Raw genomic sequence first — 13,713 nt, 5'->3', positions numbered from 1 at the left:
CCCGGCGCTCCTCAGTCCAGACGGCGCCGCGCCCTTCCAGCGTGCTCATGCGAGTCCCAGCTCCTTCAGCACCGAAGCGACGCGGCCGTTCTCGGCGGCGATGAACGCCCGGAACCGGTCACCGGGCAGGAACGCCGGGGTCCAGCCGTTGTCGCGCAGCGCCTTCTGCCACTGCTCGGTGCGCTGCAGCTCCGTCCAGAGGGCGACCATCCGGTCGCGGTCGCGGTCCGACAGGCCGGGCGGGGCGACGATGCCGCGCCAGTTGGTGAACTCGACGTCCAGCCCGGCCTCCTTGAGGGTGGGCGCGTCGATGCCGGGGACGCGCCGGGCCCCGGTCACCGCCAGCGGGCGCAGCTCGCCCGCCGCGATCTGGTCGCGGGTCTCGCCGACGCCGGTCATGCCGAAGCCGACCTTGCCGCCGAGGATGGAGGCGGTCAGCTCGCCGCCGCCGTCGAACGGCACGTAGTTGACCTGCCGGGGCGGGACGCCGGCCGCCCGCGCCATCAGCATCGGCGCGAGGTGGTCGGGGCCGCCCGGCGAGGAGCCGCCCCCGACCGGGACCGACCGGGGCCCGGCCCTCCATGCCCTGATCAGGTCCTGGATCGTCCGGTACGGCGAGTTCTTGCCGACCACGACGATGTCGGACTCCTCGATGAGCCGCGCGACCGGCGTGGTGTCGGCCAGCGTGGACGGCGAGCGGTTGGTGTGCACCGATCCGACGACGCCGAGCCCCATGGACATGGCCAGGCGGCCGTTGCCGCGCTCGCCGACGATCCGGCCGAGGCCGACGGTGCCGCCCGCGCCGGGCAGGTTGAACACCTCGATGTTCTTGCTGAGGCCCGCCTCCTCCATGGCCTTGACGGCGGTGCGGGCCGTCAGGTCGTAGCCGCCGCCGGGGGCGTTGGGCACCAGGACCCGCAGCCCGGGGATCGCGGTGCCGGTCGTCCGGTCGTCGCCGCCGGACACCAGGGGTGGGACGCACGTCACCAGCAGCGCCGCTCCCAGCGCCGCCAGCCATGCTCGGGGTTGTCTCATCCGGCCTTACCTCGGGAAACGTTACGGTGTGTGTTCTGGGCCACATGGTGCCCGTCCGGCGGCCGCGTGTCGCTCTTTGGGAGCTATCGATACTTTTGGTCGTTTCGGTCACGCCGGTAGGGTCGCCATCGCCCGGATCGGGAGGTGGGAGATGGGTCCGGCGGGCTCGCTGGCACGGCAGCTGCTGGTCTGGCAGCTGCTGATCGTCTTCGCGCTGCTCGGCGGCGTGGCGGCGTACTCGACCCTGCACAGCAACGCGGTGTTCCGTGACACCGAGGGCCGCAAGCTGCTGGCCGTCGCCGAGAACGTCGCGGCCACGCCGGGTGTGCGCGCCTCGCTGGCCGCCCCCGCCCGGCGCGACGCGCTGCCGTCGTTCGCCGAGGGGGCCCGCACGCTGTCCGGTGCCGACGCGGTGGTGATCACCGATCGGGACGGGCGGGTGCTGACCGCGCCCGATCCGGCCCTGGTGGGGCGGCCGCTGGCGTTCGGCGACAGCACCGTGCGGCGGGGGCGGGCGTGGGTCGGCGAGGCCGGCGGACGGCTCGCCGCGCACGTCCCGGTGGTCGGCGACGCCGGCCGGGGCACCGTCGGGTACGTCGCGGTCAGCCGGGACACCCCCGGCCTGTGGGCGGGGGTCGCCGGCTCCCCCGGCACCGCGCTGGCGCTGCTGGCGATCACCACGGTGATCGGCGTCGCCGGGTCGTTCCTGCTGGCCTCGCGGGTGAAGCGGCAGACGCTCGGGCTGGAGCCGCGCGAGATCACCGGGCTGATCGAGCACCGCGAGGCGCTGCTGCACGGTATCAAGGAGGGCGTGATCGCGATGGACCGGGACGACCGGGTCACGCTGGTCAACGACCGCGCCCGCGAGCTGCTGGCGCTGCCCGCCGACGCGGTGGGCACCGCCGTGGACGACCTGAGGGTGCACGAGCGGCTGCGCGACGTGCTCACCGGCCGCGCCCCGGGCGCCGACCAGATCGTGCTGCGCGCGGGCCGCGTCCTGGTGATCAACCGGCTGCCGGTCCGCGCGGGCGGGCGGCTGATCGGCGCGGTCGCCACCCTGCGCGACCGCACCGAGCTGGCCACGCTGCGCGAGGAGCTGGCGGTCTCCTCCCGCACCACCGACACGCTGCGCGCCCAGGCGCACGAGTTCACCAACCGGCTGCACACGATCGCCGGGCTGATCGAGCTCGGCGAGTACGACGAGGCCCGGTCCTATGTGAACCTGGTCAGCAGCGCCCATGACGACCGGCACGACCAGGTCACCGCCCGGATCGAGGACCCGGCCGTGGCCGCGCTGCTGATCGCCAAGGCGAGCCTGGCGGCCGAGCGCGGCATCGGGATGCGGCTGGCCCCGGCCAGCCGCCTGGCGCCGGTCGACGAGGCGCTGTCGGGCGACCTGGTCACGGTCGTGGGGAACCTGGTCGACAACGCGCTGGACGCCCTGTCCGCCGGGGGCGGCGACGACTGGGTGGAGGCCGAGATCCGCGACGACGCCGAGACCGCCGACGGCCGCCCCGCGGTGGTGGTCGTGGTGCGGGACTCGGGGCCGGGCGTCGCCCCGGAGATCGCCACCGAGGTGTTCCGGCGCGGCTTCACCACCAAGGCGGCCGAGCAGGGGCGGCGCGGCCTGGGGCTGGCGCTGACCCGGCAGATCTGCGTGCGCCGGGGCGGCTCGGTGGACGTGCGCAACGACAGCGGAGCAGAATTCACCGCCGTCCTCCCGTCGGCCCGCAGAGAGTGAGGGAACATGATCCGCGTCCTGGTCGTGGACGACGACTTCATGGTCGCCAAGGTGCACGGCGGCTATGTCGAACGGATCCCCGGCTTCACCGTGGCGGGCGTGGCGCACACCGGCGCCGACGCGCTGCGCGCCGTCCACGACCTGCGCCCGGACCTGGTGCTGCTGGACGTCTACCTGCCCGACCTGGACGGCCTGAGCGTGCTGCGGGAGCTGCGCGCCGACCCCGCCACCGCGCACATCGACATCATGATGATCACCGCGGCGCGGGACGTGGGCACCATCCGGGGCGCGCTGCGCGGCGGGGCGCTGCACTACCTGATCAAGCCGTTCTCGGCGGCGGCGCTGCGCGCCCAGCTGGAGCACTTCGCCGCCCTGCACACGCGGCTGCACCAGATCTCGCCCGGCGCGGCGGCGGCGCAGGAGGACGTGGACCTGATGTTCGGGTCACGGCCGCGCGCGGCCCGCACGTTCCCCAAGGGCCTCAGCGAGCAGACCGCCGACCTGGTGGAGCAGTCCCTGCGGTCCCATCCGGAGGGCCTGTCGGCGGCCGAGTGCGCGGAGCTGACGGCGCTGTCGCGGCCGAGCGCGCGGCGCTACCTGGAGCACTTCGCCGACACCAACCGCGCCGAGGTGCGGCTGCGCTACGGCGGGACGGGCCGCCCCGAGCGCCGCTACCACTGGCGTTCCTAGCCGGCGCCCCTAGACGGCGGCCGGAGTGAAGATCCACTTCTTGTAGGACCAGTAGCGGAACGCCGAGGCCAGGCCCAGGCCGACCAGCAGGCCCATGTTGTAGGCGATCCCGCCGTGCAGGCCGAGGACGTAGAAGGTGAACCCGGTGACCAGCACCTGGATGGCCATGCCGATGCCGTTGAGGCCGAAGAACAGCGCCATCTCGCGGCCGGTGCCGTCGCTGCCGCTGCCGCGGAACGTCCAGTGCCGGTTCAGCAGGTAGGACGACAGGGTGGAGGCGGCCGTCGGGATCACGACGCTGGTGAGCGGGGAGCCGCCGAGCCAGTGCCGCAGCACGTTGGCGCCGCCGATCGTGATCACGGTGCCCAGGAACCCGACGAAACCGAAGCTGAGCAGCTCACGGAGGAATGTGCGGCGATCCCGCCCATTCATGACCGGTTTGACCGGTCTTGACCGCTCCAAGGTGCTCACTTGCCCAGACATTACCCGAGTCGGACAAATACCCGCTCTCCGGTCGGGCAAAGATCACCGGGAACGGGTCACCGGTCGGCGGTGGCGGTGGCCCCGGCCAGCGCCACGATCGCCCCGGCCAGCACCGCCGGGACGGCCAGCGCCCACGGCAGCCCCAGCCCCTCGGCCACGAACCCGATGACCGGAGGCCCGCCCAGCAGGCCCAGGTAGCCGACCGCGGTGACCCGCCCGATGCCGGTCGCGGCGGGCACGCCCGGCAGGTTGCCCGCCGCGCTGAACGTGACCGGGGCCACCACGGCGATCCCCAGCCCGAACAGCGTGAATCCGGCCACGGCCGCCACCGGGTGGTGCGCCAGCAGGCCGAGGCCGAGCCCCAGCGAGCCCACCAGCGAGCCGGCGCGCAGCACCCGGACGGGGCCGAACCGGTGCACCACGCGGTCGCCGGCCAGCCGCCCCACCGTCATGGCGACCGCGCACCCGGCGAAGCCGAGCCCGGCCGTGCCGGGCGCCGTGCCCAGGTCCTCACGCAGGTAGACCGCGCTCCAGTCGGCCATCGCGCCCTCGCCGACGAACGAGCACAGCCCGATCACGCCCAGCAGCGGGAGCGTCCACCGGGACACCCGCGCGGCCCTCCCCGCGCCGGCCGTCCCGCCCCTGGCGGGCCCGGGGGTGGCGTCGGCGGCCGGGCCGAGCATGCCCCGGCAGCCCAGCAGCAGCACCGCCGCCAGCACCCCCGCCATCGCCGACAGGTGCGCCGGGACCGGGACGCCCGCCTGCGCCGCGCCCGCCCCGACCAGGGCGGCCAGCAGCGTCCCGACGCTGTAGGAGCCGTGCAGCCCGGACATGATCGGACGCTCGTAGGCGCGTTCCACCGCGACGCCCTGGGCGTTCATCGCCACGTCCATCATCCCGAGGCCCATGCCCAGCAGGAACAGCGCGCCGGTCAGCGACGGCAGGTCCCACGCGAACCCCAGCGGGACCAGCGCCAGCGCCCCGCCCGCGCCGGTCGCCAGGCTGGTGGCGCGGCTGCCCCAGCGCGCCACGGCGCGGCCCGCGACCCGGACCGCGAAGAACACCCCGAGCGGCGCGCCCAGCAGCGCCACGCCGAGCGCCCCCTCGCCGAGCCCGAGCTCCTGCTTGATCTGCGGGATGCGGGCCACCCAGGCGGTGCCGACCAGACCGTGCACCAGGAACGCCAGGGTCACCGCGACCCGCGCGCGGCGGTGCGGTGCGGTCGTCTCGGTCGGCACGGAACGACCCTACGCCGACCCCGCCGGGAGGGAAAATCTTCAACTACCGGTGGCCAGCAGCTCCGGCAGCGGGGTCTTCGGGTCCGCCAGGCGTTCGGGGTCCACCCGGACACCGGCGCGGATCAGCGCCTGCACGTCCTCGACCACGTCCCACACGTTGACGTTCATGCCCGCCACCACGCGCCCCTCCGACAGCCAGAACGCCATGAACTCCAGCGAGGGCACGTCGCCCCGGAACACCACCCGGTCGTAGTCCCCCGGCGTCGCCAGGCCCGACATCTCCATGCCCAGCTCGTACTGGTCGGTGAAGAAGTAGGGGATCGGGTCGTACACGACGTCCCGGCCGAGCATCGACCGGGCCGCCGCCGGGCCGCCGTTCAGGGCGTTGGCCCAGTGCTCCACGCGCAGCCGCCGCCCCAGCAGCGGGTGGTAGGAGCTGGCCACGTCCCCGGCGGCGTAGATGTCGGGGTCGGAGGTGCGCAGCGCGGCGTCGGTGAGGACGCCGTCGGAGACCTCCAGCCCGGCCCGCTCGGCGAGTTCGGTGTTGGGCCGCACCCCGATCCCGGCGATCACCACGTCCGCCGGGATCTCCGCCCCGCCGGAGGTCACCACCGCCGACACCTGGCCCGCGCCCCAGAAGCCCGCCACGCCCTGGTCCAGCCGCAGGTCCACGCCGTGCCGCCGGTGCAGCTCCGCGAAGATCTGGCCGACCTCGCCGCCGAGCACGCAGTACAGCGGGGTCGGGTTCGGCTCGATGATCGTGACGTCGTTGCGGTACTCGCGCGCGGCGGCGGCCGTCTCCAGGCCGATCCAGCCCGCCCCGGCCACCACCACGCGCCGCCCGCCGGGCGCGAGCGCCTCGCGCAGCCGCGCCGCGTCGGAGAGGGTGCGCAGGTAGTGGACGCCCTCCAGCTTGGAGCCGGGCACCTCCAGCCGGCGCGGCGACGCCCCGGTGGCCAGCAGCAGCTTGTCGTAGCCGATGCGGTCGCCGTTCTCCAGCCGCACCTGCCTGTCCCGCCGTTCGATGGCGGTCACCACCGTGGACGGGCGCAGCTCGACGTCGTGCTTGTCGTACCAGTCCGGCTCGTGGACGTGCGTCTTGTCACGGGGTTCTCGCCCGAGCAGGAAGCCCTTGGACAGCGGCGGGCGCTCGTAGGGCCGCTCCACCTCCGCGCCGATCAGCACGACGCGTCCGCGGAACCCCTCCTCGCGCAGGGCCTCGGCCGCCTTGGCGCCGGTCAGGCTCGCGCCGACGATGACGAACGTCTCCTCGGGCATGGTGACCTCCCGTTGTGGGGACCCGTAGGGGTTCCGTTCTTGTATCCCTACAGCGACGCCCCCAACCCGACAAGGGTCATGTAAAGCCCCGGACGGTTAAAAACCTCTCAGCCGGCGGTGCCGCATGATCGCCGAGGTGTCGGTCAGCGAGGCGATCTGGTCCACCACCACCCGCAGCCGGGCCGCGTCGCCCGCGGCCTCGGCGAACGAGGCGCGGAACGCCGGGTCCAGCGACTCCGGCGCGGCGGCCAGCATCAGGTCCGCCAGCTCGATGATCAGCTCGCGCTGCCGGGCCCGCGTCTCCTCGTGGTTGATCCACACGTAGTGCGCGGTGATCCCCTTGAGCAGCGCGCACTCCAGCCGCTGGGCGCGCGGCACGATCAGGTCGGCGGCGTAGCGGGTCAGCGGCCGGTCCCCGTGGGCGTCGCGGGTGGCGTCCTCGGCGGCCACGCAGAACCGGCCGATCAGCGTGCTGGTCAGGTTCTTCAGCGCCGCCAGCGTGCGCGGGGTGCCGTCGTAGCGGTCCGGCCAGTAGGGCTGCGCCAGCAGGTCGGCGAAGCGCTCCTCCAGCTCGGCCAGGTCGGAGTCGGGGCAGTACAGCTTGATCGCGGTGGCGGCGACCAGGCGGCGCTCGGCGGGGTCGGCCAGCCGGGCGAAGTCGACGTGCCCGGCGGTCAGGGCGTCCTCCAGGTCGTGGACCGAGTAGGCGACGTCGTCGCTCCAGTCCATGACCTGCGCCTCGAAGCAGGCGCGGCCGGGCGGGGTGCCGTCGCGGACCCAGTCGGCGACCGCGCGGTCGTCCTCGTAGATCCCGAACTTGCCGTTGACCGCCTCCGACTGCGGCCACGGGTACTTCATCGAGGCGTCCAGCGCTGCGCGCGTCAGGTTCAGGCCGACGCTGCGGCCCTCCAGCGGCGGGCCGTCGGGCGCGAACGACTTGGGCTCCAGCCGGGTCAGCACCCGCAGGCTCTGCGCGTTGCCCTCGAACCCGCCGCAGTCGCGGGCCACCACGTCCAGCGCCGCCTCGCCGTTGTGCCCGAACGGCGGGTGCCCGATGTCGTGCGACAGGCACGCGGTCTCCACCAGGTCCGGGTCGCAGCCCAGCGACTTGCCCAGCTCCCGGCCGATCTGGGCGCACTCCAGCGAGTGGGTCAGCCGGGTGCGCAGGCTCTGCACGTTGCCGTCGGGCTCGGCGCCGGGCGAGGCGACCTGGGTCTTGGCGGCCAGGCGGCGCAGCGCGGCGCTGTGCAGGACGCGGGCGCGGTCGCGTTCGAAGGCGGTGCGGTCCCGGCGCTTGGGGGGTTCGGGAGCCCAGCGCTGACGGTCGTGGTGCGAGTACTCCTTCATCGTCCCCCCAGCGTATGCGGCTCGTCCGACATCGCGCCCAACGGCGGATGTCATCCGGTCGGCGTCCCCTCCGGCAGCTTCTTCACGGTCTCGCTGGGGGCCTTCACGCTCTTGCCGAACAGCACGTAGGACAGGTAGCCGCCGGTCTCGCGGACGATGTAACTGAACTGGGTGTCGCGGGTCTGCACGCTCGGCCCCGAACGCGTCGGCGAGGACGCGGCGCGGATGCCGTTGTCCTCGGCCATCCGCTTGGAGCGCAGCCCGTGCCAGGGATCGGTGACCAGCACGGCGCTGTCCCAGCCGGACCGCTGGTAGAGGCGGCCGGTGGCCTGGAAGCTCTGCAGGGTGTCGCGGCCCTCGGGGACGGCCACCACCCGGTCGGCGGGCATCCCGCCCCGGTTGATCAGCCAGCGCCGCCCGGCGTCGGCCTCGGTGAAGCGGTCGCCGGGGGCCTTGCCGCCGACGGTGACGATGCGCGGGGCGACGCCCTTGCGGTACAGCTCCAGCGCGTGCTGGAGCCGCCACTGCAGCGTCGGGGACGGGCGGCCGTCGTACTGCGCCGCGCCCAGCACGATGATCGCGTCGGAGCGGGGGCGCTCGTCCTGGCGCGCCTGGTACCACACGCGCCAGGCGACGGTGAGGGGCGTGAGCACCGCGATGGCGACCAGCCCGACGACGACGCCCACGGTGATGATGAACGCGCGGGAGCGGGGCTCGCGTTCGCGGCGCGCGCGCTTGCCGGAGCGCCTGCCGGGGCGCTCCTGCGGCTCGTCGTTCCACTCGGGTTCGGGCAACTGGACTTCCAATGTCATCGCGCTCGCCACGTTAAATGAGACGACGCGGGGAAGGGTCCCGGTTCGGCCCGACACGCCGGGAAGGACCGTGGGATCCGTCACCGGATCCCACGGCCCCTCATCTCGCCCCTCTCACGTCACTCCGTCAACGGTTGTCGCTCCCGTCCGCCTCGATCACGGCGCGGCCGGCCTCCAGGCGGGCGACCGGGACGCGGAACGGCGAGCAGGACACGTAGTCCAGGCCGACCTCGTGGCAGAAGTGCACCGACTCGGGGTCGCCGCCGTGCTCGCCGCAGATGCCGAGCTTGATGTCCGGGCGGGTGCGGCGGCCCTCCTCGGCGGCGATCCGCACCAGGCGGCCGACGCCCTCGCGGTCCAGGGTCTCGAACGGGGAGACGCCGAAGATGCCGAGCTCCAGGTAGCGGCCGAAGAACGCGGCCTCCACGTCGTCGCGGGAGAAGCCCCAGGTGGTCTGGGTGAGGTCGTTGGTGCCGAAGGAGAAGAACTCGGCGGCCTCGGCGATCTGCCCGGCGGTCAGCGCGGCCCGGGGCAGCTCGATCATGGTGCCGATCAGGGCGGGGACGTCCACTCCGGTCTCGGCGGCGACGTCGGCCAGCACCCGCTCGGCCTCCTCGCGGACCGCCTCGAGTTCCTGGACGGCCCCGACGAGTGGGATCATGATCTCGGGTCGCGGGTCGCCCCCGGCCCGCCTCCGCTCGGCGGCGGCTTCGGCGATCGCCCTCACCTGCATGGAGAACAGGCCGGGAATCACCAAACCGAGCCGCACGCCGCGGAGTCCAAGCATAGGGTTCTGCTCGTGCAGGCGGTGGACCGCTTCGAGCAGTTTGCGGTCCTTCGGGTCGGCGTCGTCGGCTGCGAGGGCCACCCTCACCGAGAGCTCGGTGAGGTCGGGGAGGAATTCGTGCAGCGGCGGGTCGATGAGCCGGATGGTCACCGGCAGGCCGTCCATGGCCTCGAAGATGCCGACGAAGTCCTGCTTCTGCAGCGGCTCCAGGGCCTCCAGGGCCGCGCGCCGCTCGTCGTCGGTCTCGGCGAGCACCAGCTTCTCGACGAGCCGGCGGCGGTCGCCGAGGAACATGTGCTCGGTGCGGCACAGGCCGATGCCCCGCGCGCCGAAGCGGCGGGCGCGGGCGGCGTCCTCGGGGTTGTCGGCGTTGGCGCGGACCCTCAGCCGGGCCTGGCCGTCGGCGTGCCCCATGATCCGGTCGACGGCCGTGACCAGCTCGTCGCCGTCGGCGGCGCCCAGCTCGCCCTCGAAGTACCGGACGACCGGGGAGTCCTGGACCGGCACCTCGCCGAGGAACACCTCGCCGGTGGAGCCGTCGATGGAGATCACCTCGCCCTCCTCGACCACGACGTCGCCGGGCGCGGTGAACCGGCCGGCCTTGACGTCGACGTCGAGTTCCTCGGCGCCGCAGACGCAGGTCTTGCCCATGCCGCGGGCGACGACGGCGGCGTGCGAGGTCTTGCCGCCGCGCGAGGTCAGCACGCCCCTGGCGGCGACCATGCCCGCCAGGTCGTCGGGGTTGGTCTCGCGGCGGACCAGGATGACGTCCTCGCCGCGCTCGGCCAGCTCGACGGCCCTGGCGGAGGTGAACACGGCCTTGCCGACGGCCGCGCCCGGGGAGGCGTTCATGCCCTTGGTGAGCCTGGTGGCCCCGTCGGCGCGGGAGGCGTCGAAGCGGGGGAACATCAGCTGCGCGAGCTGGTCGCCGGTGACGCGCCGGACGGCCTCGTCGGCGGTGATCAGCCCCTGGTCGAGGAGCTGGCAGGCGATGCGGAACGCCGCGGCGGCGGTCCGCTTGCCGACCCGGGTCTGGAGCATCCACAGCTTGCCGCGCTCGATCGTGAACTCGATGTCGCACATGTCGCGGTAGTGGTTCTCCAGCTTCTCCATGATCTCAAGAAGCTGGTCGTAGGAGGCCTTGTCGATGGTCTCCAGCTCGGTCAGCGGGACGGTGTTGCGGATGCCCGCCACGACGTCCTCGCCCTGCGCGTTCTGCAGGTAGTCGCCGTAGATGCCCTGCTGGCCGGAGGCGGGGTCGCGGGTGAACGCCACGCCGGTGCCCGAGTCCATGCCGAGGTTGCCGAACACCATCGAGCAGACGTTGACGGCGGTGCCCAGGTCGACCGGGATGCGCTCCTGGCGGCGGTACAGGATCGCGCGGTCGGCGTTCCAGGAGTCGAAGACGGCCTTGACCGCCAGGTCCATCTGCTCGCGTGGGTCGGTGGGGAACTCCCGCCCGGCGTGCTCGCGGACGATGCCCTTGTAGGTGTCCACCAGGGCCCGGAAGTCCCCGGCGTCGAGGTCCACGTCGTTGTCGATGCCCTTGGCGCGCTTGGCGTCCTCCAGGGCCTCCTCGAACAGCTCGCCCTCGATGTCCAGCACGGTCTTGCCGAACATCTGGATCAGGCGGCGGTAGGAGTCCCACGCGAAGCGCTCGTCGCCCGCCTGGGCCGCCAGGCCGTGCACCGACTCGTCGTTGAGGCCGATGTTGAGAACGGTCTCCATCATGCCCGGCATGCTGAACTTGGCGCCGGAACGTACGCTGACCAGCAGCGGGTCGTCGCTCTGGCCGAGGCGCTTGCCCATCGCCTCCTCCAGCGCGGAGAGGTGCCGGGCTACCTCTTCCTCAAGCCCCTCGGGAAGGCTCCCGTGCTTGAGGTAGTGCCGGCAGGCCTCCGTGGTGATCGTGAACCCGGGAGGCACGGGCAGACCGAGGTTGGTCATCTCGGCCAGGTTGGCGCCCTTGCCACCCAGCAGATCCTTGAGGTCCTTGTTGCCCTCAGTGAAGTCGTACACGAACTTCGGCACGGGGAGCTCCTTCTCGCTCCGATTCCACCCAACGACAGGACGGGGGTCTCCCCTGCCAGGTGGCGGTCACACCGTGCCGACGTGGCACGATGCGACGTTCTGCCTGGCAGTGGCAGCCCTTGTCCTGCTTGCGGGGGACTGTACCCGTGTTGTGGCGGTCTGCCCGCCGCCCGGTCCCCGACCGGGCGTTATGCCAGGTCAGAGCCGCTGTAATGGTCTATTCCAGTACGGCATGACCGACAGGTCCCCTGTCGGGTCCGCGAGGAAAGAGGCGAGCGCCATGGCATGGCCATTGCCGACGAGAGGGAATGATGGATCAAGGAGGTGAGGTTGTGAGGCCGATGGTCGCCGGAGGCCGGGCGGGAGAGCCGTTCGCTCCTATCGCCGATTTCGGGTTCCTGTCCGACTGTGAGACGACCGCGCTGGTCGCCCCCAGCGGGAACATCGAGTGGATGTGCCTGCCCAAGATGGACTCGCCGAGCGTGTTCGGGTCGATCCTGGACCGCGACGCGGGCTATTTCCGGGTGGGCCCGGCGGGCGTGGAGGTGCCCGCCGCGCAGCGGTACATCCCGGGCACCATGGTGATGGAGACCACCTGGTGGGTGCACGGCGGTTGGCTGGTGGTGACCGACGCCCTGCTGATGGGGCCCTGGCACCACGAGACCGAGCGGTCGCACACGCACCGGCGCGCCCCCACGGACTACGACGCCGACCACGTCCTGCTGCGGATGGTCCGGTGCGTCAACGGGCAGGTGCAGGTCCGCCTGGACTGCATGCCGGTGTTCGACTACGGGCAGACCCCGGCGCGCTGGGAGCACACCGGGCTCGGCTACCACGAGGCGGTGGCCCGCGGGAACGGCATCAACCTGCGGCTGTCCACCGACATGAACGTGGGGTTCGAGGGGCCGCTGGCCACGTCCCGGACGCTGCTGAAGCAGGGCGACGCCCGGTTCGTGGCGCTGTCGTGGAGCGAGCACGAGCCGCCCGCCACCTACGAGGAGGCGCACGACCGGCTGGTGTGGACCGTCCACCACTGGCAGCACTGGCTGGACCGGGGGCGGTTCCCCGACCACCCCTGGCGCAGCCACCTGCAGCGCAGCGCCCTGACGTTGAAGGGGCTGACCTACGCGCCGACCGGCGCGGTGGCCGCCGCCGCGACGACGTCGCTGCCGGAGACGCCCGGCGGGGTCCGCAACTGGGACTACCGCTACACGTGGATCCGCGACTCGACGATGGCGCTGTGGGCGTTCTACACGCTCGGCTACGACTGGGAGGCCAACGACTTCTTCTACTTCATCACCGACGTCGCCGAGGCCGCCGAGGGCAACCTCCAGATCATGTACGGTCTGGACGGCCGCGCCGAGCTGCCGGAGTCGACGCTGGAGCACCTGTCGGGCTACGACAACGCCCGTCCGGTGCGCATCGGCAACGAGGCCTACATCCAGAACCAGCACGACGTGTGGGGCGCGATCATCGGCTCCATCTACCTGTTCGTGCGCAAGCGGGACCGCCTCGACGACCGGCTGTGGAAGATCGTCGTCAAGCAGGTCGAGGACGCCCTGGCCAACTGGAAGACCCCGGACGCCGGGATGTGGGAGGTGCGCGGCGAGCCGCAGCACTTCACCTCCTCCAAGGTGTTCTGCTGGGTCGCCGCCGAGCGGGGCGCGCGGCTGGCGCGCATCCGCGGCGACATGGAGCGCGCGTCCCGCTGGCAGCAGGCCGCCGACGAGATCCACGCCGACGTGCTGGACAACGCCCTGGACGAGCGCGGGGTGTTCACCGCGCACTACGGGGCCACGGCGCTGGACGCCTCGTCGCTGCTGATCCCGCTGCTGGGCTTCCTGCCGCCGGAGGACAAGCGGGTCCGCGACACGGTGCTGGCGATCGCCGACGAGCTGTCGGAGGACGACCTGGTGCTGCGGTACCGGGCGCACGAGACCGACGACGGTTTCGACTCCGAGGAGGGCACCTTCACGATCTGCTCGTTCTGGCTGGTCAGCGCGCTGGTGATGATCGGTGAGCTGGAGCGGGCGAAGGCGCTCTGCGAGAAGCTGCTGTCCTACGCCAGCCACCTCCAGCTCTACGCCGAGGAGATCGACCCGCACTCGGGCCGCCACCTGGGGAACTTCCCGCAGGCGTTCACCCATCTGGCGCTGATCAACGCGGTCACCCAGGTGATCCGCGCCGAGGAGGGCGAGCCCCCGGCTCCGCTGGCCTGACCCGCACCGGCCTGCTCGGCCACGTGACAAGGGCGCACCCCGCACGGGTGTG

Annotated in this window: 10 protein-coding genes; 3 read left to right on the top strand and 7 right to left on the bottom strand. The window is 72.7% G+C overall.

The window, feature by feature from the left end; translation table 11 throughout:
* Positions 1 to 45 precede the first annotated feature (45 nt).
* Complete coding sequence (locus HNR61_RS06740; protein WP_182842129.1) at positions 46 to 1,035, bottom strand: tripartite tricarboxylate transporter substrate binding protein; 990 nt, start codon at positions 1,033 to 1,035, stop codon at positions 46 to 48.
* Positions 1,036 to 1,186: 151 nt separating this feature from the next.
* Between HNR61_RS06740 and HNR61_RS06735 the strand changes: the two genes are divergently transcribed.
* A complete protein-coding gene (locus HNR61_RS06735) occupies positions 1,187 to 2,776 on the top strand; it encodes a sensor histidine kinase (RefSeq protein ID WP_182842128.1) in 1,590 nt (529 codons plus the stop codon).
* A 6-nt stretch (positions 2,777 to 2,782) separates the two neighbouring features.
* Positions 2,783 to 3,466, top strand: a complete 684-nt coding sequence (locus HNR61_RS06730) for a response regulator (protein WP_182842127.1) — start codon at positions 2,783 to 2,785, stop codon at positions 3,464 to 3,466.
* A 9-nt stretch (positions 3,467 to 3,475) separates the two neighbouring features.
* Here HNR61_RS06730 and HNR61_RS06725 read toward each other — a convergent pair whose 3' ends face one another.
* The 6 genes from HNR61_RS06725 to ppdK all read right to left on the bottom strand — a co-directional run bounded on the left by HNR61_RS06725 (position 3,476) and on the right by ppdK (position 11,442).
* Positions 3,476 to 3,898, bottom strand: a complete 423-nt coding sequence (locus HNR61_RS06725; RefSeq protein WP_067817175.1) for a GtrA family protein — start codon at positions 3,896 to 3,898, stop codon at positions 3,476 to 3,478.
* A 107-nt stretch (positions 3,899 to 4,005) separates the two neighbouring features.
* Entirely contained in the window at positions 4,006 to 5,187 is a 1,182-nt protein-coding gene (locus tag HNR61_RS06720; protein ID WP_182842126.1) for an MFS transporter, read from the bottom strand.
* A 39-nt stretch (positions 5,188 to 5,226) separates the two neighbouring features.
* Entirely contained in the window at positions 5,227 to 6,465 is a 1,239-nt protein-coding gene (locus tag HNR61_RS06715; RefSeq protein WP_182842125.1) for an NAD(P)/FAD-dependent oxidoreductase, read from the bottom strand.
* A 96-nt stretch (positions 6,466 to 6,561) separates the two neighbouring features.
* Entirely contained in the window at positions 6,562 to 7,812 is a 1,251-nt protein-coding gene (locus HNR61_RS06710) for a deoxyguanosinetriphosphate triphosphohydrolase (RefSeq protein WP_182842124.1), read from the bottom strand.
* 50 nt (positions 7,813 to 7,862) lie between these two features.
* Positions 7,863 to 8,624, bottom strand: a complete 762-nt coding sequence (locus HNR61_RS06705; protein WP_182842123.1) for a YdcF family protein — start codon at positions 8,622 to 8,624, stop codon at positions 7,863 to 7,865.
* A gap of 127 nt (positions 8,625 to 8,751) precedes the next feature.
* Positions 8,752 to 11,442, bottom strand: a complete 2,691-nt coding sequence (gene ppdK / locus HNR61_RS06700) for a pyruvate, phosphate dikinase (RefSeq protein ID WP_182842122.1) — start codon at positions 11,440 to 11,442, stop codon at positions 8,752 to 8,754.
* A 341-nt stretch (positions 11,443 to 11,783) separates the two neighbouring features.
* Between ppdK and HNR61_RS06695 the strand changes: the two genes are divergently transcribed.
* Positions 11,784 to 13,661 carry a glycoside hydrolase family 15 protein gene (locus HNR61_RS06695; RefSeq protein ID WP_182842332.1) on the top strand — a complete coding sequence of 626 codons (1,878 nt, stop codon included), beginning with the start codon at positions 11,784 to 11,786 and terminating at the stop codon, positions 13,659 to 13,661.
* The last annotated feature ends 52 nt before the right edge of the window (positions 13,662 to 13,713 follow it).

This window comes from Actinomadura kijaniata (genome assembly GCF_014138665.1).
Lineage (GTDB): Bacteria > Actinomycetota > Actinomycetes > Streptosporangiales > Streptosporangiaceae > Spirillospora > Spirillospora kijaniata.
Note: the sequence above shows the minus strand (reverse complement) of the source record. Positions and strands in the feature narration are given on the sequence as shown.